This is a genomic window from Pontixanthobacter aestiaquae (genome assembly GCF_009827455.1).
Taxonomy (GTDB): Bacteria; Pseudomonadota; Alphaproteobacteria; order Sphingomonadales; family Sphingomonadaceae; genus Pontixanthobacter; species Pontixanthobacter aestiaquae.
In genome coordinates this window covers 1,420,295-1,441,028 of record NZ_WTYZ01000001.1, presented here as the reverse complement: position 1 = coordinate 1,441,028, position 20,734 = coordinate 1,420,295, and the positions used below count along the sequence as shown (strand labels likewise).

The 20,734-nt window shown below is 57.0% G+C and carries 21 protein-coding genes; 11 read left to right on the top strand and 10 right to left on the bottom strand.

Annotated elements, in window-relative coordinates:
• Positions 1–66: 66 nt before the first annotated feature.
• From GRI35_RS06800 to GRI35_RS06790, 3 genes are all read right to left on the bottom strand, one after another.
• The gene (locus tag GRI35_RS06800) at positions 67–984 is read right to left on the bottom strand and encodes a calcium/sodium antiporter (protein WP_160613461.1); all 918 of its coding nucleotides are present in this window, start codon (positions 982–984) and stop codon (positions 67–69) included.
• A complete protein-coding gene (gene nhaA, locus GRI35_RS06795) occupies positions 981–2,168 on the bottom strand; it encodes a Na+/H+ antiporter NhaA (RefSeq protein WP_160613460.1) in 1,188 nt (395 codons plus the stop codon). Before nhaA ends, GRI35_RS06800 begins: the two co-directional genes overlap by 4 nt.
• Before the next feature lie 157 nt (positions 2,169–2,325).
• Positions 2,326–2,499, bottom strand: a complete 174-nt coding sequence (locus tag GRI35_RS06790) for a YdcH family protein (protein WP_160613459.1) — start codon at positions 2,497–2,499, stop codon at positions 2,326–2,328.
• Between the two features lie 99 nt (positions 2,500–2,598).
• Here GRI35_RS06790 and GRI35_RS06785 point away from each other — a divergent pair, with 99 nt between their 5' ends.
• Entirely contained in the window at positions 2,599–3,498 is a 900-nt protein-coding gene (locus GRI35_RS06785) for a hydrogen peroxide-inducible genes activator (RefSeq protein WP_160613458.1), read from the top strand.
• Between the two features lie 11 nt (positions 3,499–3,509).
• Here the strand turns inward: GRI35_RS06785 and GRI35_RS06780 are convergent, their stop codons facing one another.
• Together GRI35_RS06780 and GRI35_RS06775 are read right to left on the bottom strand one after the other, a co-directional pair.
• On the bottom strand, positions 3,510–4,340 hold the full coding sequence (locus GRI35_RS06780; RefSeq protein WP_160613457.1) for a DUF3800 domain-containing protein: 831 nt from the start codon (positions 4,338–4,340) through the stop codon (positions 3,510–3,512).
• Positions 4,341–4,361: 21 nt separating this feature from the next.
• On the bottom strand, positions 4,362–5,003 hold the full coding sequence (locus GRI35_RS06775) for a ribonuclease HII (protein ID WP_160613456.1): 642 nt from the start codon (positions 5,001–5,003) through the stop codon (positions 4,362–4,364).
• On the opposite strand from GRI35_RS06775, the gene GRI35_RS06770 reads away from it, so the two are divergent.
• The 6 genes from GRI35_RS06770 to GRI35_RS06745 all read left to right on the top strand — a co-directional run bounded on the left by GRI35_RS06770 (position 5,002) and on the right by GRI35_RS06745 (position 11,012).
• The gene (locus GRI35_RS06770; protein WP_328598426.1) at positions 5,002–6,186 is read left to right on the top strand and encodes a PQQ-dependent sugar dehydrogenase; all 1,185 of its coding nucleotides are present in this window, start codon (positions 5,002–5,004) and stop codon (positions 6,184–6,186) included. The genes GRI35_RS06775 and GRI35_RS06770 overlap by 2 nt on opposite strands.
• A gap of 66 nt (positions 6,187–6,252) precedes the next feature.
• Positions 6,253–6,774, top strand: a complete 522-nt coding sequence (locus tag GRI35_RS06765) for a GNAT family N-acetyltransferase (protein WP_160613455.1) — start codon at positions 6,253–6,255, stop codon at positions 6,772–6,774.
• 27 nt (positions 6,775–6,801) lie between these two features.
• Positions 6,802–7,350: a DUF1285 domain-containing protein gene (locus GRI35_RS06760; RefSeq protein WP_160613454.1), complete on the top strand. Its 549-nt coding sequence runs from the start codon at positions 6,802–6,804 to the stop codon at positions 7,348–7,350.
• Complete coding sequence (locus GRI35_RS06755; protein ID WP_160613453.1) at positions 7,347–7,952, top strand: CoA pyrophosphatase; 606 nt, start codon at positions 7,347–7,349, stop codon at positions 7,950–7,952. The genes GRI35_RS06760 and GRI35_RS06755 overlap by 4 nt, the downstream gene beginning before the upstream one ends.
• Positions 7,945–9,138 (top strand): CCA tRNA nucleotidyltransferase, encoded by a 1,194-nt coding sequence (locus tag GRI35_RS06750; protein ID WP_160613452.1) that lies wholly within the window; start codon positions 7,945–7,947, stop codon positions 9,136–9,138. The genes GRI35_RS06755 and GRI35_RS06750 overlap by 8 nt, the downstream gene beginning before the upstream one ends.
• 257 nt (positions 9,139–9,395) lie before the next feature.
• Positions 9,396–11,012 carry a DEAD/DEAH box helicase gene (locus tag GRI35_RS06745; protein ID WP_160613451.1) on the top strand — a complete coding sequence of 539 codons (1,617 nt, stop codon included), beginning with the start codon at positions 9,396–9,398 and terminating at the stop codon, positions 11,010–11,012.
• A gap of 251 nt (positions 11,013–11,263) precedes the next feature.
• Here GRI35_RS06745 and parC read toward each other — a convergent pair whose 3' ends face one another.
• On the bottom strand, positions 11,264–13,576 hold the full coding sequence (gene parC, locus GRI35_RS06740) for a DNA topoisomerase IV subunit A (protein ID WP_160613450.1): 2,313 nt from the start codon (positions 13,574–13,576) through the stop codon (positions 11,264–11,266).
• Between the two features lie 40 nt (positions 13,577–13,616).
• Complete coding sequence (locus GRI35_RS06735; RefSeq protein ID WP_160613449.1) at positions 13,617–14,381, bottom strand: ion transporter; 765 nt, start codon at positions 14,379–14,381, stop codon at positions 13,617–13,619.
• Positions 14,382–14,535: 154 nt separating this feature from the next.
• Here GRI35_RS06735 and GRI35_RS06730 point away from each other — a divergent pair, with 154 nt between their 5' ends.
• Together GRI35_RS06730 and GRI35_RS06725 are read left to right on the top strand one after the other, a co-directional pair.
• Positions 14,536–15,075, top strand: coding sequence for a type 1 glutamine amidotransferase domain-containing protein (locus GRI35_RS06730; RefSeq protein WP_160613448.1), 540 nt, complete (start codon positions 14,536–14,538; stop codon positions 15,073–15,075).
• A gap of 129 nt (positions 15,076–15,204) precedes the next feature.
• On the top strand, positions 15,205–16,140 hold the full coding sequence (locus GRI35_RS06725; RefSeq protein ID WP_160613447.1) for a DUF4349 domain-containing protein: 936 nt from the start codon (positions 15,205–15,207) through the stop codon (positions 16,138–16,140).
• A gap of 73 nt (positions 16,141–16,213) precedes the next feature.
• On the opposite strand, the gene GRI35_RS06720 is transcribed toward GRI35_RS06725, so the two are convergent.
• From GRI35_RS06720 to GRI35_RS06710, 3 genes are all read right to left on the bottom strand, one after another.
• Positions 16,214–16,543, bottom strand: a complete 330-nt coding sequence (locus GRI35_RS06720; RefSeq protein WP_160613446.1) for a 2Fe-2S iron-sulfur cluster-binding protein — start codon at positions 16,541–16,543, stop codon at positions 16,214–16,216.
• Positions 16,543–17,631, bottom strand: a complete 1,089-nt coding sequence (locus GRI35_RS06715; protein ID WP_160613445.1) for a cysteine desulfurase family protein — start codon at positions 17,629–17,631, stop codon at positions 16,543–16,545. Before GRI35_RS06715 ends, GRI35_RS06720 begins: the two co-directional genes overlap by 1 nt.
• A 256-nt stretch (positions 17,632–17,887) precedes the next feature.
• The gene (locus GRI35_RS06710) at positions 17,888–18,934 is read right to left on the bottom strand and encodes a cysteine desulfurase family protein (RefSeq protein WP_235900277.1); all 1,047 of its coding nucleotides are present in this window, start codon (positions 18,932–18,934) and stop codon (positions 17,888–17,890) included.
• A 176-nt stretch (positions 18,935–19,110) separates the two neighbouring features.
• Here GRI35_RS06710 and GRI35_RS06705 point away from each other — a divergent pair, with 176 nt between their 5' ends.
• Positions 19,111–19,767: an alpha/beta hydrolase gene (locus GRI35_RS06705; protein ID WP_160613443.1), complete on the top strand. Its 657-nt coding sequence runs from the start codon at positions 19,111–19,113 to the stop codon at positions 19,765–19,767.
• A 268-nt stretch (positions 19,768–20,035) separates the two neighbouring features.
• Positions 20,036–20,728: an energy transducer TonB gene (locus GRI35_RS06700; protein WP_160613442.1), complete on the top strand. Its 693-nt coding sequence runs from the start codon at positions 20,036–20,038 to the stop codon at positions 20,726–20,728.
• Positions 20,729–20,734 lie beyond the last annotated feature (6 nt).

The following is a 20,734-nucleotide window of genomic DNA, read 5'->3' as shown; positions in this document are numbered from 1 at the left end:
GAGAATTGCAGACTCGATATGGTGGGGTGTTGCGCGAAAGACTCTCCCGCTGATTTAAGTGTCGATTTAGATGAGCAGCATCACGTTGAACGCCGCAAAGCCGAGCAAGAGCGCTCCACCAAGCCAGCGATTGATGCGGTTTGCGAACCAGCACAGCAGCAGCAGCATGAGCGCCGAGCCGACCACCAGTGGCAGTTCCACATCGACCAATTCAGCCGGGATCGGGAATGGCGCGATGGTCATCGTAACTCCGCCGATCAGCAACAGATTGTAAATGTTCGATCCGACTACATTACCCAGTGCCAGACCGGACTTTCCGCGAAGCGCAGCTGCAACTGACGCCGCCAGTTCCGGCAGCGATGTGCCGATAGCGACCACGGTCAAACCAATCACGGTCTCGCTCAGACCGGCGAAGCGCGCGATATCCACCGCGCCATCGACCAGCAACTTACCCCCGACAACTAGCGCCGCCACACCGATAATGAAGAACAGGATCGCCTTCCACAGGATCGGCGGGTCTTCGTCTTCTTCCTCATCATCAGGACGCGGGTGGCGGTAGCGCCACACAATATAAACCACGAGCAGAACCAGTAGGCCCATGCCAAGCAGCGGCGAAGCAATGCCTTGCCACGTCAGCAGCCAGATCAACACCGATGCGGCCAAGGCGACAACCGCGTCGCGCCGCCCCGCCCCGGTCAAGACAATCGGCGCAACCAGCGCGGCCGCACCCAGGATCAGCAGCGTATTGGCGATATTGGACCCGGCGATATTACCCCAGGCAATACCCGGCGATCCGATCATCGCCGCCTGAATACTGGCGACCATTTCCGGCATTGAGGTGGCAGCGCCGACAATCACCAATCCCGTGACGAGATTGGATATGCCCATCCGTTGCGCAATTCCCACGGAACCGCGCACCAGCCATTCGCCGCCAAACCCAAGTCCGATCAGGCCCGCAAGGACCAGCAGTGCCGCTGTTGTCATGCAGCAGGCTTACTCGCTGCGCGGAGAATAAACACCCCGCCCAGTGCAGCAACCAGCGATCCGCTCAGCACGCCCAGTTTCACCGCAGCAATCTGTTCCGGCGAAACAAAGGCAAGGTTACCGATAAACAGGCTCATGGTGAAACCGATACCGGCGATCAGCGACAGACCCCAGATCTGCATCCAGCTGATACCTTCTGGCAGGGTGGCGATACCGGTCTTCTCTGCAATCCATGCGAAACCAACGATACCAATTTGCTTGCCGACAACCAGGCCCATTGCGATGCCCAGCGGCAGCGGTGCAAGCAGAGATGAAACTTCGATATCGAGCAAGCCGACACCTGCGTTAGCGAAGGCGAAAATCGGCACAACGAGGAATGCGACCCATGGGTGCAGTCCGTGCTCCATATGCTCGAGAACCTTCTCCCCATTGCGGTCATGCAGCGGAATAGTCATCGCCAAGGCAACACCTGCCAGCGTCGCGTGGACGCCCGATTTAAGGACGAAATACCACAGGATCACACCGAGAATGACATAGGGAATGCGCGATCCGATCTTCACACGGCCGACCAGCAGCAACGCGACAAATACTACCGCAGCTGACAGCAGCATGTCGGTCTGTACACCCGGCGTGTAGAACAATGCGATAATCGCAATCGCGCCGATATCATCGATAACCGCAATTGCAAGGAGCAGCGCCTTCAGCGCAACCGGAACGCGGCTGCCAAGCAGCGCAAGGATACCCAGAGCAAAGGCAATGTCAGTCGCTGCGGGGATTGCCCAGCCCGCGAGATTCTCCGGCTCATTCCAGTTGATGCCCAGAAATACCAATGCCGGCAACGCCATACCGCCAATTGCGGCAAAGAGTGGAAGAGAGGCTTGCTTCCAGCTCGATAGCTGGCCGGTCAAGACTTCGCGCTTCACTTCCAGTCCAACGAGGAAGAAGAACAGCGCCATCAGGCCATCATTGATCCAGAGCAGGGCGGATTTTTCGATCCCGGTGCCGCCAACCGTGAACACGACCGGCGTCGCCAGAGTATTCAGATACCAGTCGGACAGGCTGCTATTCGCGACCACCAACGCCAAAAACGCCGCGACCATCAAGACGATGCCGCCGGCGCTCTCCGCTTTCAAAAAGTCCCGCAAATACTTGCCGGTGGTCTCTACCGCATTCTGAACGACCATAATCCTTTGCCCCTTGCATAAGCCCGTTTGCAGGCCCCTATAGCAAACGGCGCCGCGGAATACACCGCCACGCCGTTACTGTTTGTCTATAATGTGTGAGGCGACGCCTGGTTCCTCGGGAGGAGGGGATGAGAGAACCAGACGCCGCCCTTACCGATTATTGCGGTGCTGGCCTATTACTGGCCTGCACCTCGGCAATTCGATCTTTGAGCTGCAAGCGGATACGCTTGAGGACCTTTACATCGTCCTGCTTGCCATATGACTTGCTGGTATCGATCAGGCGATCAATCCGGCGATGTCTCTGGCGCAATTTCTTGAGATAGTTCTTCATCGAAATCTCCTGTTGCTGCCCTGTTGAACACTATATTGCAGCGATCGTTCGATAATTCCAATTGTATGTATTCGCAGTTTTTGATAGAATTCACCTATCATGCCAACATTACGTCAATTGCAATATCTGGTCGCTATCGAAGACACCGAGCATTTCGGGCGCGCTGCCGATAGCGTCAATGTCACCCAGCCGACGCTCAGCCAACAGCTCAAGGAGTTGGAACTGCGCCTAGGGACCAAGCTGGTAGAGCGCGGCAGGCCGGTACGCCTGACACCGATAGGCCGCGAGATTTCCAGCCGAGCGCGCAAAGTCATGCGTGATATGGAGGAAATCCGCGCGATTGCCGATCGCGGGCAGAACGGCATGGCGGGTACAATCCGGCTCGGCGTATCGCCGACCATTGGCCCCTATTTGATGCCGCATGTGGTTGTCCGACTGCACAAGGACTTCCCCGATCTGAAGCTCTATATTCGTGAGGGAATTCCCGCCGATCAGTTTGCCGAATTGCGCAATGGCCGCTTGGATATGATGCTTGCGCCGCTACCTGTCCTGGGTTCTGAACTGCATAGCGAGCCGCTTTTCCGCGAACCGCTGCAATTGGTGGGCGCGCCCGACCACCCGCTGGTCAGCAAGCCTGCTCTCACGATGGAGGATTTCGCCGGACAGCCTGTGCTAAGTCTCGACCGGCGGCATCCTTCGCACCAGCAAGCCGAACGGATCTGCGAGGAAATGGGTGCCGAACTGCTCCGCGACTATGAAGGCACTAGCCTCGACAGTTTGCGCCAGATGGCGGGATCCGGCCTTGGCCTCGCAATCCTCCCGGAACTCTACCTCCGCTCCGAAACGGGCGGTGAAGACATGGTACGCCGATTTGAGATTAAAGGTTGGTCGCAGCAACGCTCCATCGCGGCGATCTGGCGCGAAGGAGCAGCCTTCGCCGACAGCTATGCTGCCATTGCAGAAGTGGTCGCCGCCGAAGCGCGCGAGATATTGGCATAGACGACTTTAAGTTAGATTTTTCTCTTAGGCGGAGGAGAATAACTAAGGCCGTATCGATCAAAAATCTCGGCTCCTTTGGCCAAGGCTGAAAGATTATCCCCCGAACGGACAATTGGCTCTAATTCGAGGAGGAAATCTCTGAGGGCCTCAAGAGAGCTGCCAACGAATTCCGCAGACATGTCGAGCGGACGGGTAAGAGCGACGAGATCCTTGCGAGGTTTATCGTGCCCTTTAGCCTTCCTCTCAAAAAAGTGACGAACTTGCCAAGCTAACATGTCCGCAGCCTGCAACGGCAATGCATCTCGCTTGTCGACAAATTCGTGCCCACCATATCGAACAGCATCAGTCCAATCGGCACCATGTAGGGAGATGGCATCAAAGTATCTGTTTGCTTCTGCTGCGCTCTCATGCCCTGCCTCAAACAGACAGCGGATTTGTCCGTCAAAATTGTTCGCCCTCACAAATCGACTGATTTGATGGAATAGAGTCATGAGACACTGCGTATAAGGACTCGGTGCGCCCGGGACATCTGCCATGACTTCTAGATAGCGCGATGGCTCAATTGTTACCGAGAAACCAAACCTGGTTCGGCGCTTAATGTTCTCGATCAACAAGCTGCCAGACTTAATGCGATCTTCCAGTGACATGTTTTTGTACTGGCCAAAACCTAGCGCACAATCCGTCATGTGCGCGTACTGGAGTCCAAACCGATCTAATATTTTTTCCCAATCACGGGCGAACCTGACTGCTTGGGCAGACTCGAACCAAAACCCAGCAACCGTCAAGTATCGCGAACCTTGGTGCGAGCCGCTTTCATCAAAATACAACTCGGCTACTCTCATGTGGGCTCCAATGCTTGCCAATCATGCACCGAACAAATTCAACTGCGCTACCGGTGCAAAACTGCGTCGGTGCAGCGGCGTTGGACCATGCTCTCGCAGAGCAATCATATGATCCTTGGTCCCATAGCCTTTGTTCCGCTCCCACCCGTATTGCGGATATTCTATTGCCGCTGCGCACATCAGCCGGTCGCGCCATTCCTTTGCGACAATTGAGGCGGCGGAGATTGCAGGCTCCAAGGCATCGCCGCCGATAATCGGCTTCCCCTCCCCCCAGAAACCAGTCCGCCATTCGTCGCAACGCCCCGATGGCGAGAGATTGCCATCAATCAAGATCGCCTTCGGAATACCGCCGACAATCTGCGTAAGCCGCTCGACCGCCTGGGTCATCGCCAGCATGGTCGCACCAAGGATGTTAAGCTCGTCAATCTGGTCGACACCGACCACTCCAACCGCCCAAGCGCATTTAGCGCGCACCGCCAAATCCAGTTCTGCGCGTCGTTTGGCGGATAGTTTCTTCGAGTCGTCGAGCCCTGCTGGATGCGGCTTGCAAAGCGCGACCGCGCCCGCCACAACGGGCCCCGCAAGCGGGCCCCTTCCCGCCTCATCTAAGCCTATGACATAACCCTTGGCACCAAATCCGTTTTCGGGAGTTGCAGCTAACATGATGATCTCAAAAAAATCCTTTATCGCTATTTCCCTATCACCGCTCGCGCTGGCGCTCACAAGCTGCGGAGCCGCCGCATCGGTGGACAGCGCAGAGCAAGCGCCCGCGGTCGTCGCGACGGCGGAAGCGGAATCGGTCGGCCCGTTCACGATCACCACGCATGGAGAATATAACGAGCCATGGGCCGCTGCGATTGAGCCGGGAACAGGCAACGTTTTCATTACCGAGAAATCGGGCGCAATTAAATTCTTCCAGCCCGCGAATGGCAAAATCGGCTTCGTAACCGGAGAGCCGGAAGTGGACTATGGCGGCCAAGGCGGCCTTGGTGATATAGCCTTTGCCCCGGACTACCAAACCAGCAAGATGGTCTATCTCAGCTGGGCAGAAGCCGGGGATGGCGACACGCGAGGGGCAGTTGTTGGGCGCGGCACATTAGCCTGTGAAGATCATGATAGCTGCGAGATCCAAGGCTTGACAGTCATCTGGCGGCAGGCCCCGAAAACCACCGGTCGCGGACATTACGGACACCGCATTCTTTTCTCGCCTGATGGCAAGTTGATGTATGTTGCTTCGAGCGACCGTCAGAAGATGACCCCGGCGCAGGACAATACCAACAATATCGGCACGATTGTGCGCCTCAATCTCGACGGCACGCCTGCCAAGGACAATCCGATGGCCGACAAAGGCGGCGTGACTGCTGAAATCTGGTCCTACGGCCACCGCAACATCCTTGGCATGGATTTCGATGCCGAAGGCCGTTTGTGGGAAGTAGAACACGGCCCCAAAGGCGGCGATGAGTTTAACCTCGTGAAGCCCGGAGCCAATTACGGCTGGCCTGTGGTTTCCAACGGCGTGCATTACGATAATGATCCGATTCCTGATAACGACACGCGTCCGGACCTTGCACAATCGGCCATTACCTGGACGCCGGTTATCGCGCCTGGCGGTATGACCTTCCTTAGCGGCGATATGTTCGCCGAATGGAAAGGCACTGCGCTGATCGCGGGCCTCTCGAGCAACGCTTTGATCCATATTAAGGTAGACGGTGAAAATGCGACCGAAGCCGCGCGGTACGATTTTGGCACCCGCTTGCGCGGTGTGCTCGAAGCGCCCGACGGTGCAATCTGGGTGATCGAAGACGGCGAAGGCGGACGCTTGCTACGCCTAACGCCTGCTAGCTGATCCACACTGTACAATAGCGGAAATTGATCGACAGCATTGCGGACGGGGCCTATCGGCTCGCCCGCAATGCCAACGATTATTCCCCTTGCTAATGTCGATACCGATCTGATCGAGCGATTGCTTGATCGTGCTTTCGGCGAAGGACGTCAGGCGCGGACAGCGTATCGTATCCGCGAAGGTGTGGATTGGCTGGAAGCCTTGAGTTTCGCAGCGTTGGATGATGATGAGTATCTGGCTGGCACAATCCAGTTGTGGCCGGTGGCATTGACCGACCCCGACGGCCGCAATCACCCGCTGATTATGGTCGGCCCTGTCGCAGTGCTACCCGAGAAGCAAAGCGAAGGGTACGGCAAAGCGCTGATGCTGGCGGCATTGGGCGCAATCGATGCAGGCGCTGCGCTCCCGCAAGTAATGATCGGTGACCCCGATTATTATGGCCGGTTCTTCGGCTTTAGCGCCGATGCAACGCAGAACTGGCACTGCCCTGGCCCGTTTGACCACGACCGCCTGCTGGTCCGCTGCGAGAATACTGTGATCCTCCCTGACGAAGGAATGCTCGGCCCATGGCCATCGGCGTTGAAGGAATAGTTCAAGTCTGGCATCGCAGGATCAACAATGCCTTACACAGCCCCACCCGAACTCGCTGACCTTTCGCTCGCTCAAATCGCCGAGCAGGTCGAGCAGCGCAAGCTTCCCCCAGTCGAACAATGGGATCCGCAAAATACCGGCGACAGCATGATGCGTATCGCCGCCGATGGGACATGGTTTCACAATGGCGGTGAAATCACTCGCCCCGCGATGGTACGCGCTTTTGCCAGCCTGCTGATACGCGACGATAGCGGCGCCTATTGGCTGGTAACGCCATTCCAGAAACTCTCGATCGAAGTCGAGGATGCAGCCTTTATCGCCACCGATGTCGCCGAACGCGACGGCGGACTCGGCTTTCGCCTGAACACGGATGAGCTGGTTGTAGCCGGTCCGGACAACCCTTTGATAGCCCGCGGCGATACGAATACGCCTTCGCTCTATCTCACCGTCCGGCGGGGCTGTGAAGCACGGCTCAATCGTAGCACCTACCAGCAACTCGCCGAAATTGCGCTGGCATCGGGTGATGATTGGACAGTTGAGAGCGAAGGCGTACAATTTTCTTTGCTACCTGTATGAGCGCGCTGTTCGACCGGCTGTCTGCTTTGTTCGAGCGTGGCCACCAAACCGACATCCCCGACTTGCTTAGCGATCAGCGATTCGCAATTGCCGAGCGCACAGCCGATGCCGCTGTCTTGATCGCTGTTACCGACCGTCCTGAACCCGGACTAATCTTGACCCAGCGGCCCACCACAATGCGCGACCATCCCGGCCAAGTCGCGTTCCCAGGCGGAAAAGTCGACGATGGCGAAACCTCTGTCGAAGCGGCTTTGCGAGAGGCCGAAGAAGAATTGGCGCTAGACCGCAAGCATGTTCGCCTGATCGGTACAACCGACCGCTATCAAACCGGCACCGGTTTCGACATCACTCCGGTTCTGGGTGTGGTTCCCCCCGATCTGTCACTCACCCCTCACCCGCGCGAAGTTGAAGCGTGGTTTGAAGTTCCCGTGGCGCAAGTGTTCAATCTTTCGAATTGGACCGAGAACGAGGTGTTCTGGCGCGGCGAAATGCGGCATTATCTCGAAATGGACTGGCAGGGCTTTAGAATTTGGGGCGTGACGGCGGCGATTATTGCCAATCTTTCCCGGCGGATTGCAGTGGAGGAGTTGCTTGGTGGCTAGTCTCTTGCCCGCTGCAGAATGGACCAGGCGCGATGATCTGGCACGGCTTGTCGCGACGCTGGACGCAGACAATATCCGCTGGGTCGGCGGCGCGGTACGTGACACGCTGCTCGGTTCTCCGGTTGAGGATATCGACGCGGCAACCATCTTGATCCCGGACGAAGTCATCGCACGGCTGGAAGCAGCCGGTATCACCACCGTCCCAACCGGCATTGACCACGGCACCATCACCGCCGTTCTGCCGAGCGGGCATGTGGAGATCACTACACTCAGAAAGGATGTCTCGACCGACGGACGCCGCGCGACAATCGCCTTTGCAAGCGATTGGCGCGACGACGCCGCCAGAAGAGACTTCACAATCAACGCGTTATACGCGCATCCGGAGACTCGGGTAATCTCCGACTTTTTCGGCGGGATGGAGGACCTTAGTGACCGCCGAATTCGCTTTATCGGCGACGCGCGTGAAAGAATTCGGGAGGACCACCTACGTATCCTCCGCTATTACCGGTTTCAGGCGCGATTTGGGGCGGATCTGGACCGAGAGGCAGAAGAAGCCTGCGCCGAATTGGCAGACACGCTGACGAAGCTGAGCCGCGAGCGGATTGCTAAGGAACTGCTATCGTTGCTGGCATTGCCCAACCCGCTCGCAACTGTCGTAAGGATGCGCGAATGCGGTGTTCTGCCAGTAGTATTGCCAGAAACGGGCAAGCACGAGGTCGAGGTTCTTGCGGCACTGATTAGGACTGAGGAGGGGCAACGTGTTTCGCCCGATCCTCTACGCCGGCTTGCCGCGCTCCTGCCGGCGCTACCGCCGGTTGCGGAGACGGTGGCAGCGAGGTTGCGGCTGTCTCGCGAGCAGCGGGAGCGGCTTTTCTGCGTTGCCGCGCGGTTGCCACAAGACCAATATGCATCGCGCGCCCTGGCCTATCGCAACGGGCGCGATTGTGCGGTTGATCGGGTATTGCTGGCCGGTGGATCGCTGAGCAAGTTGGCGGGTTGGGACATTCCTGAGCTTCCTCTGAAAGGCGGCGAGATCGTCGCAAAAGGCGTGGAGGCCGGGCCGGAGATTGCGCGGATAATGAAAGCCGTCGAGGATCGCTGGATCAACGAACAATTCCCGGATCGTTCCCGCGTCATGGCCATGCTGGAAGAAGAGCTCGCAGGACGGCGCGCGCCGAACGGCTAGTTTCTGTCAGCTTATTTCATTGCTATCTTAACACCCTGCCCCTACATGCTGCTCAACGTCCGGCGCAGAAATCGTCTGCGAAATTGGCTGCGAGCGTGAACTTCTCCTTACAAACAAGGATTTAGTCCCGCACCCAATGCACGGAATTTGCGTTAATCGCATGCTTCCCTTTTCACGCTTGGGTCGCCGTAAGGACCTACTTGCGCGCGGATTCCTGATGCTTTGGGAGTCCGTTCGGCGCACATTTGAAAGTTATTATGTCTTATTTTGAAAAACTCGGCCTGGCCGAGCCTATCCTCCGTGCATTGAACACGAAGGGCTACACTGAACCCACACCTATCCAACGGGATTCTATTCCCGCATTGCTTGATGGCCGAGATCTAATTGGCGTCGCGCAAACGGGTACCGGCAAGACCGCCGCGTTCTCGCTGCCGTCATTGCACCGGCTCGCACAAAATCCGGAAGAACGGAAACCAGCGTCGTGCCGGATGCTGATCCTGTCGCCGACGCGCGAGCTTGCGGCACAGATCGCCGACAATATGCGCGACTATGCGCGCTTCCTCGATCTGAATGTCCAGGTCGTGTTCGGCGGTCTTCCGGTCCGCCAGCAGGCCCGCAAGCTGGTTCCCGGCTGTGACGTTCTGGTGGCGACACCGGGCCGCCTGATCGATCTGTGCGAGCAGCGTGCTCTATCGCTTAGCAATGTCGAGATTTTTGTGCTCGACGAGGCTGACCAGATGATGGATCTCGGCTTCATCAAGCCGCTTATCCGCATCGCCAATATGTTGCCCAAACAACGTCAAAGCCTGTTCTTCTCCGCCACAATGCCGAAGAGCATTGTCGAGTTGGGCAAGCGCTTCATCAACAATCCGGTCCGCGTGGAGGTTGCTCCGCAATCGACCACTGCAGAGCGGGTTGACCAGTTTAGCACCTTTATCGACCAAAAAGAAAAGCAGGCACTGCTGACCATCAGTTTGCGCAAGGGCATCGAGAACGGCGACATTGAAACCGCGCTCGTATTTACGCGGACAAAGCATGGTGCAGACCGCGTTGTACGTCATCTGGTTGCGGCTGGAATCAATGCAGGCGCAATCCACGGCAACAAATCACAGGCGCAGCGCACCCGCGCGCTAGACGGATTTCGTCGTGGCAGCGTGCCAGTGCTCGTCGCAACCGACATTGCCGCGCGCGGAATCGACGTCCCCGGCGTAAGTGCCGTGTTCAACTTCGAAATCCCCAATGTCGCCGAGCAATATGTCCACCGCATCGGCCGGACAGCACGCGCCGGTCGCAGCGGCCTTGCGGTTAGCTACATTGCCCCTGATGAGCGGCCCTATATCCGCGATATCGAGCGGCTTACGGGTGTTAAACTGACGCCCGCTCCGATCCCGGAAGACTTTATCGCCCAAGCCAAGGCACTGCCCGCTCCAGCCCGCAAAGGTTCCGGTGCAGAGCGCAATCCCGATGATCGCAATGCACGCTTCCGCAAAGGTGGCGGTAGTGGCGGTGGCGGTGGCGGTCGCGGCAAGCCAAAGAACAAGAAACCGCAACAACAGCCTCGTGACCGTAACTGGCGCGACGCGGAGGGCCGCAGCCCCGATCAAGGCAATTACCGAAGCCGTGAAGATCGCGACCAACGCAATCGCGGCAATGAAGCACGTGACGAGCCGACCTATGGCCGCGCGAAAAATGTCAGCCATAAGAAAGGCCCAGTTACCAAGCCGGTCGTCTCTGCCAAACGGCGCGATGATCGCGGTGGCGGGCAAGTTGGCGGTTCTGGCGGCGGACAGGGCAGCAAACCCGGCCATCGCAAAGGTCCGTCACGCGCGGGCCAAGCCGGTGGCAACCGTCCTCAAAGCCGCAGGCAATCGTGAACAAATGTAACGAATTACTGATGCATTATTACTTCAGCTTAGCTTAATGTTATTGCCCTTAACGTAAACGTCAATTGACCAACAAAGGTTAGAAGTTGCCGTCTGCCCGCCCTCCCTCATTGGGCGGCGGCGACTTCTCCCGACTGAAGAGTTCCTGCAGCTGTACCATCATGCAGTTGCAGAGGCCTTCGGGTCGCAGGGAGGGTCAGGCACGAGCAATCGCGCTTGGCCCTCTTTTTTTCAAACTGTTGTCAGAATCTGTTGTCTCTGGGGAAACCTTGTGGCGGCAACCGTCCAGCCGCACCGCGTGCGACTTTCCATTGCCAGATTTCAGTCTCGGTGCGCGTCCGGTCGCCCTTCCCGCCCATCGCCCAGCTTAACCCGTCCTCAAGCTTGAACGTCGTGGCATCGGACAATCCGCCATCGCGGTATCGTTGCAGCATGACACCCTGGCCGCGTCCGAGAATTGGTAGCTCCTCAAGGCTGAATACCACCAGCTTCCGATTGTCGCCAACTACGGCGATATGGTCATGCTCCTTGGCGATCTCTCGCATCACGGCAAATTTCGCATCGCCTTTAAGATTGACGACCTGACGCCCCTTTTTGGTCTCTGCCAGCATCTCGTCCATTTCGGCCGCGAAGCCTTTGCCGTTAGACGCCGCGAGCAACAACTGGCCCTTGGGTTTATATACCACGATCCCGACAATTTGCGTCTCGGCATCGATATCCAGCGTATTGCGGATCGGCTCGCCAAAGCCGCGTGCACCAGGTAATTTGTCGCAGCCGAGCGTGAAGAACCGGCCATTGTCGACCGCGATCAGCAGCTTGTCGGTCGTCTGCGCGTGCAGCGCATAAGCCGCCGCGTCGCCTTCCTTATATTTGAAATCGCCCTTGCCGTCTTCTGCACTGGCCAGATCGACATGCCCTTTCGCGCCGCGAACCCAACCCTTTTGCGAGAGTACGACTGTGACCGGTTCCTTCTCGATCATCGCGTCCATGCTAAACTCGACAGTCGGTGCCACCTCGGCAATCGTTGTACGGCGACGACCGATATCGGTGTCTTCGCTATATTCTTTGCGAAGGGCCGCAAGATCGCGCTTCAGGCGCGTGCGCTGACGAGCCGGTGAACCGAGCAGCTTCTCGAGCTCGTCCTGCTCTTTCAGCAACGCGTCTTTCTCCTCACGCAGCTGCATTTCTTCCAATTTGCGCAGGCTGCGCAGCCGCATGTTGAGAATCGCTTCGGCCTGACGGTCAGTGAGCTTGAACTCCTCCATCATCACCGGCTTGGGCTCGTCTTCCGTCCGGATAATCTCGATCACGCGGTCAAGATTGAGGAAGGCAATGATATAGCCTTCGAGCAGCTCCAGCCGCGATGCGATCTTGTCCAGGCGGTGCTGCGTACGGCGGCGCAGGATTTCGATCTGCGCTGTCGTCCAGTTCTGGAGTAGTTCCTTCAGTCCCATCACCAACGGCGTGCGCGTCGCATCGAGCACGTTCAGGTTGAGGCCAAACCGCGTTTCCAGATCGGTCAGCTTGTAGAGCGACTCCTTAAGCAATTCGGGATCGACATTGCGGTTCTTGGGAACCAGCACCAGCCGGATATTTTCGTCGCTTTCATCACGCACGTCTTCGAGAATCGGTAGTTTTTTGTCGGCGATCAACTGCGCGATTTGCTCGATCAGCTTGCCCTTCTGAACCTGATACGGGATCTCGCTGATAACGAGCTGATATTGCCCGCCACCAAGTCGTTCGATACCCGCATCTTTGTCTTCCGCTTTCTCGGCTTCCTCCGCATAAAAGCGCCCGCGAATACGGAAGCTACCGCGTCCTGTTGCATAGGCTTTGGAGATGATTTCGGGACTATCGACGATCAGCCCGCCAGTCGGCAGATCGGGTCCATGGAAGAGTTCCATCAGCCGCTCATGCTCGACATGCGGATTGTCGATCAGTTCAAGAGTCGCATCGATTATCTCGGCGACATTGTGGCTCGGTACATTGGTCGCCATGCCCACAGCGATCCCGCTGGTGCCGTTGGCGAGCAAATTGGGGAACAGCCCCGGCATCAGCTCGGGCTCTTCTTCCTCACCATTATAGGTCGGGATGAAGTCGACGGTGCCCTCATCCAATCCCGCCATCAGATGCATCGCAGTCTTGGTCAGGCGGGCCTCGGTATACCGGTAAGCAGCGGCATTATCGCCATCGATATTGCCGAAATTGCCCTGCCCCTCGACCAACGGGTAACGCAGCGAGAAATCCTGCGCGAGCCGGACCATCGCATCATAGGCGGCAGTGTCACCATGCGGGTGATATTTACCGATAACTTCGCCCACAACGCGAGCGGATTTTTTGAACGTATTGCTCGGATCCAGCTTGAGCTGACGCATCGTCCACAGCAGGCGCCGGTGAACCGGCTTCAACCCATCGCGCAGATCGGGAAGTGAGCGCGCCGTAATCGTCGACAACGCATAAACTAAATAGCGTTCCGACAAGGCAGAATCGAATGGAGCATCGACAATCGCGTCGAACGGATCAGAATCGGGGATGTCGTTGTCGTCGGAACTCATCGCTGCCGTCTAGCAAGGCGTTGCCGAGTAAGGGAGTGCGCTATCCCTGTTTCCCCAGCTTTGCGACATCCTCGCGTAGCGCCTTGAGCTGCAGCAGGATCTCCTCACGCTCGCTATGCGCTTCTTCGCCCGTTGCCTCTGCCATTGCGTTGACGATCACACCAATGAAGAGATTGAGCACAATGAAGCTGGTAAGCAGGATGAACGGCACAAAAAACGCCCACGCATAGGGATAGACTTCCATCACCGGGCGCACGATGCCCATGGACCAGCTTTCGAGGGTCATAATCTGGAACAGCGAATAGAGCGATAAGCCAAGGTTGCCGAACCAGTCCGGAAACGCCTCGCCAAACAGCTTCGTGGCCATCACCGCGCTGATGTAAAATAGCAGCAGCAGCATTACGATCACCGTGCCAATACTGGGGATCGCTTTGAACAGGCCGACGATGACCTTGCGCATGCTCGGCACCACCGAAATCAGCCGCAGCGCGCGCAATATCCGCAGCGCACGCAACACGCTGAATTGCTGGCTTGCCGGGACCAGGGCAGCGCCAACTATGATCAGGTCGAACACATTCCAGCCATTGGCGAAAAATTTGAAACGATATACAAACAGCTTCAGCAGAAGCTCGATCACAAAAATCGCAATCGCGATCTGGTCGAGCCACAACAGTAGACCGCCATAATCGCGCATGATCGACGGCACGGTTTCCAGCCCCAGCACAATTGCATTGGCGACGATGACCGCCGTGATGGTCCATTCGAACCGGCTCGACTCGATAAAATTGCGAAGTCTCTCGCGCATGGGATGCCTTAAAAAATCGTGATTACGCGTCCGCGTTACCGCCGTGCGGGCAATCATGCAATTGATCGCAGCCCAGCCACGTCTGACAAAGATTCTCGGAACGATTTAAGGCCATAAGCCGTTGAAACGTCAGACACTAACAATGGAGTATGTAATGACTAGCGTAATGATCCTCGCCACTGATGGTTTTGAACAAAGCGAATTGTTCGAACCGAAAGCAGCGCTTGAGGACGCAGGAATCAAGACTACAGTCGTCAGCATCGACAAAGGCGAAATTCGCGGCTGGAAAGACGGTGACTGGGGCGACAGTATCAAAGTGGATGAAACGATCGGCAATGTCTCGGTCGATGACTTCGATGCACTGCTACTACCGGGCGGTCAGATGAATCCCGACATTCTGCGCGGCAACATACACGCGGTTGATATTGTACGCAGTTTCGATATGCGCAAAAAGCCGATTGCAGCAATTTGCCACGCACCGTGGATGCTTGTCGAAGCCGATATCGTAAGAGGCCGCACGGTGACCAGCTGGCCATCTATCCGGACCGATCTACGCAATGCAGGCGCGAATGTGGTCGATCAGGAAGTTGCAGAAGACGGCAATCTGATCACCAGCCGCAATCCAGACGATATTCCGGCGTTTTCCAATGCCTTGATTGGATATGTCCAAATGGAAACCGATAAAGCCGCGTAATATAACGCCTTTTCGTTACAGATCGAGCCACGTCGCACACATTGCGGCGTGGCTTTTTTCATGTTCGGCTTGACAATGTGACCTTCCGAAGTCCAATTGTGGCGAAATTATGGCAAAAAGGAGGCCAAAATGAGGCAGAGGTTTTCAAGTAAGCTTTTCATTGGAGCAATCGTGCCATTGGTACTGCTCGCAGGGTGCTCTCAAGCGGACGATCAATCCGCCAATGATGCCGCGCCAATGTCTGAAAGCTACGAGTCTGCAGCGATCGAGGCCGAAGCAGCGGCAGATTCGGTCGCTCTGTTCGAAACGAATGACGACAGCGCCTCTTCGCCTATCCCCAACCTGTCAGATGTGGCGATAAATCTACCGAAGCTGGCCTACGTCTACGACTTCTCGTGGCGACTGGCCGGTGATGATATCGGCAAGTTGCAACGTCGCCACGCGGACCTTTGCGATCAGCAGGGACCTGCATCTTGCCAGATTATGGGCATGAGCAAGAATGGCGAAGTGGGTGATGAGGTCACTGGCGAACTCCAACTTGCCGTCGCCACTCGCCATGCCCGCGCATTCGGTGCTTTGCTGGAAAAAGAAGCAACCGAAACCGGAGCTGAGCAAATCTCTGCGAATATTCAGGCAGAGGAGATGTCCAAAGCCATCGTTGATACCGAAGCCCGGCTGGAGGCTCGCATTGCTTTACGTGATCGTCTCCAAGAAGTGCTCCGCACGCGCAAGGGTAGTGTAGGCGAACTGGTTAAGGCCGAGCGCGGTGTGGCACAGGTCAACGAAGAGATCGATCAAGCACGCGGCTGGCTCAATGAAATGAAGGGCCGTATTGCCTATAGCCGCGTCAATATCCGTTACGAAACCGGAGCGATTGTCAGCAATGACTTTCTTGCGCCAATTCAGGCTGCGATAGGCTCCGTAGGGTCGATTCTAGGCTTTATCATTGCTGGTTTGATGTTGCTGGCTGTGATCCTTCTGCCAATCGGCGGAATTGCCTGGGCTGGCCGTGCGGCCAAGCGCCGTTTCGGCAAAGTAAGTGTAGCACCTTTGGCGGATGGATAACCCCGCCTCCCGCTCGGTATGTCAAGGCAAAGGGCGGCCATCTTCCCACTCGCGGATGGCCGCCCTTTCTATGTCAGCCAGACATATCACGGCTTTCGGACGGAATGCGTACTGCCAATCCATCCAACTCCGCAGTGACATCAATCTGGCAGGAGAGGCGGCTGGTCCGCTCGACGCCAAATGCCAAATCGAGCATATCCTCCTCTTCATCGCTTGCTTCGGGAAGCCGGTCAAACCAGCCTTTCGCCACAATCACATGGCAGGTGGAGCACGCCATCTGCCCTTCGCAAGTTCCTTCGAGCGGCATTCCAGCAGCTTGACCGACTTCGAGCAGAGATACTCCCTCTTCGGCTTCGCATTGGACTTCGGCACCGTCAGCATCGGTGAAAGCGACTGTGACCATCAGACACCCTGCTCTTTCGCGGCGGACAGTATTTCGCTGACGCCCTTTTCCAGATCTGCCATCGTAGTGTAGCGCCCGAAACCCAGCCGGATAGAGCTTTTCGCCTGTTCTTTCGACAGACCCAGCGCGGCCAGCACATGGCTCGGCTTGCCCGATCCGCTCGCACAGGCCGACCCCGCCGAGAAACATACATCGCGCGCATCGGACATCAACCGCGCGACATCCACGCCGTCCTTACGAATGTTGAGATTGCCGAAATAGCGCGCCTGCGCGCTGCCATTAAGCTCCCACCCGTCGAACATATCGCGGGCGCGGCTCCAAAGCGCGGCGACATGTTCAGCATCGCGCTGCATCCGTTCTTTGGCGACTTGCGCAGCCGCTCCAAAACCGGCACATAGGGCAGGACTGAGCGTGCCTGCCCGAATGCCCTGCTCCTGCCCGCCGCCGGTTTGCACCGTATCGAGTTCGACACCGTCGCGAACCCACAAAGCGCCGATGCCCTTTGGGCCGTGCATCTTGTGACCTGCAACCGCGATCAAATCCGCGCTGGCGACGTCCATTTTCCCTGCGGATTGCACGGCGTCGCACAGGAATAATGCGCCCGCTTCTTTTGCCTTGCGCGCAATCTCGAGAGTGGGCTGGACGGTGCCAATCTCGTTATTGACCTGCATCACCGCGACCATGCGTGTCGATTTGGTGAAATGGTCGGGCAGTTCGGCGATGCCCTCTTGGTCAACCGCAATCTCTTCCACCGGGCAATTGAGCGAGCGCACCGTATCACCGACGGCTAGATGCTCTATAGTCGACACGGCAATGCGATCTTTGCGTTCGCTGCGCCTGGTTCCGCGAATTGCCAGATTAAGCGCTTCGGTCGCGCCGCCGGTGAAGATCACTTTACCGCCCGGTGGCAGCAGCGCCGCCACCCGATCCCGCGCCAGCTCTATTGCCGCAGCCGCCTGCCGACCCATCCGGTGCGGACTGTTGGGATTGCCGAAGCCGGAACCATCGGGCCCGTCCAGCCATCGAAACATCGCGTCGCGCGCTTCGGGGGCAAGCGGGGTTGTTGCTTGGTAGTCGAAATAAATCATTACGCAGCCTCACCTTGCCGGACTGGAAATGCGGACAAAGGTGACAGCGTGTCACTTTCGATAAAGAGGCTTAAGAGTTTGATTTCAGGTTCCTAAATTACAATTCTGACAGCCGGACGAACAGGGTATCGGCACCCTATTTCCCATTCCCACGCGGTTTTGCAAATCTTCTAGTGCGTTAGCCCGATCCCGCCGATGTAGGAAAGTTGCAAGTGGTTCCGCCATCCCGGACTTGATCCGGGATGGCGAACAGAGACTAGGAGAGGCTGCGCCAAGCCTCGGCAAATTGCTGCATCTCATCATAGGTAGAGTTCCAACCCATACTAACCCGGATAGTTCGCGCAGCCACCTCATCAGAAACGCCAAACGCATCCAGCACACGGCTTTTCTTAAGTGTTCCAGACGAACACGCGCTACCCGCAGATACAGCAAAGCCCATTGCATCAAGGCGAATTAGCTGTGCCTGGGCACTCATTGTCGGATGGCTGATAGCCAAGATCGAGTAGTCGTGCTCAATCCAGTCGGAATTTGGCGGCTGAAATTGGCCATTGGCACTATTGATCGAGTGTTCGATATCGACAAAAGTAAGCCCGGCGACTGTGACCCAATCAGCTTGCCCCGCAATTGCGCTTGTATCTACGCCCGTACCAACCGTCTTCTTGCTGATCGCGCGCGCTTCCAAAGCGCTCACGAACCCCAGCACAGCCGGAAGATTTTCCGTACCTTGTCGGTACCCCCGCTCATGACCTCCTGTTGGCTCGAGCAGATTGTAATCACTAACCAGAAGAGCACCGATTCCAATTGGTCCACCTAGTTTGTGTGCAGAAAGCACAATCATGTCTGCATCAGGCAACGTGTACTTACCCGCAGATTGCGAGCAGTCAGAGATCAGCAGGCTACCAGCTTCTGTCACTTTCTGGGCTAGACTGCTAACCGGTTGCCGGACACCGGTCTCAGAGTTGACATGTTGAACCGCGACAATTGATCGGCCAGCTCGCGCAAGCATATCATTCAATTGATCTTGGTCGACACAGGCCCCATCACCAATCGGAACCACCTCCGCATCCGGCGCTGCGCGGAACACCGCATCATGCTCTACCGCACTCACAATCCTGCGGTCCACTTTCGCTCGATTAAGCGCAATCCACAGCGCCTCGCTAGCCCCGCTGGTGAAAATCACTTCCCCATCCCAGCCAAGCGCTTTCTTCACCCGTTCGCGGGCATCCTCGAGCGCTTGCTTGGCTTTGCGGCCTTCTGCATGCGGGCTGCTGGGATTGGCCCAAATGGCGAAACCTTGCTGCATCGCAGCCAGCGCTTCGGGCCGGATCGGGGTGGTCGCAGCGTGGTCGAGATAAATACGTTCGGGAATCGATGCCTCTGATATGGTTATCGCAATTGCGAATTGTGCATTGATCACTATATAGGCGGCGAAATACAGCGCGCTACCCGCGTGTTTGAACCATCTGACAGGTACAGCCCATGCCATCCGTAATTTTTCCTGGCCCAGAAGGCCGTCTCGAAGGTCGTTACACTCCAGCTCCTCGCCCGCGCGCGCCGGTGGCGATGATCCTGCATCCGCACCCGCAAGGCGGCGGTACGATGAACGAACAGATGACGCAAAAACTGTTCAAGACCTTCACCGATCGCGGCTTTGCGACGTTGCGCTTTAACTTCCGCGGTGTCGGACGCAGCCAGGGCAGCTTTGACAACGGCATTGGTGAGCTGAGCGATGCAGCGGCAGCGCTTGATTGGGTCCAGTCAATCCATGCAGAGGCGCAAACCACTTGGGTTGCCGGTGTGTCATTCGGCGCGCTGATCGGTATGCAATTGCTGATGCGCCGCCCCGAAGTGCGCGGCTTTATCTCGATTGCACCGCCTGCGAACATGTATGATTTCAGCTTCCTTGCGCCTTGCCCCGCATCGGGTATCTTCATTCAGGGTACGGCCGACACCGTCGTTCAGCCGAGCGCAGTGCAGAAGCTGGTCGACAAGCTGCGCACGCAGAAGCACATCACCATCCACCATGAAGAAATCCCGCGCGCGAACCACTTCTTCGAAAACGAGCAGAAAGAGCTGATGGCGTCGGTCGACAATTATCTCGACTTCCGCCTCGATCCGGCCTGTCCAATTAAGTAAGGCCCGATCGAGTGACGCAAGCGCTTAGGCCCTTGCGCCATCCCCGCATATGCGGGGATCTCCCTCCGTTGAGCGCTTAGCTGACTTGTAAAGCCGCTACTGAGCGGCTGGCATGTCATCACGCATCACCCTCTGGAGACTTCCTTGCACAAGAGGTCCGTGGCAAAACGGCACGCGATCCCTTCTGTCCAACCCTTGCTTTCTTAATGTAATGTTGTAACATACCTGATAGAGTGCGGTAATCGCAACGTGAGGAGAGGAGACAAACATGGCTTATGTCGATCAGGGAGGACAAGCGAACAGAAAAACAGCTATCGCAGGGGTTGCGGTAATTCATGGTGTAATTGGCACCGTGCTGGTGCTCGGCCTGGCGAACACGGTATTCGTACCGAAAGAAGATGTCCCTTTCGAGGGGACCAATATCGAAGTTGAACTGCCCAAACCCCCGCCACCGGAACCGAAACCCGACAAAAAGGACCGGACACCGCCGCGGGATGACCGGATTTTCATTCCGCAGCCGATCAACGATATTCCCACAGATTCGCCGGTCATTGACGCAACTGACGATCCGTCGGCAAGCGACACCATTCTGGATGATCTACTGCCGCCTGCGGGGTCAGGTTCCAATGCCGGGACAGGCCTCACTCCGTTGCCGCCCATCTTCGATCCGGTCGCGGCCAAACCCAGCAACAATTCCGGTTTATGGGTCACCAATGATGATTATCGCGACAGCTGGATCAATCGCGGGTTTGAAGGCAAGGCGCGCTTCCGAGTCACAATTGGCACCGATGGCCGTGTAAAAGATTGTCAAATCACAACATCAACTGGCCACCGTGCCTTGGACAGGGCAACCTGTCAGCTGGTAAAAAGGAGGGCCCGGTTCGAGCCTGCGCTCAACAGCAATGGTGAAAAGGTGACCGACACATACAGCAAGTCGATCCTTTGGCAGTTGCCGGAATAGCGTTTG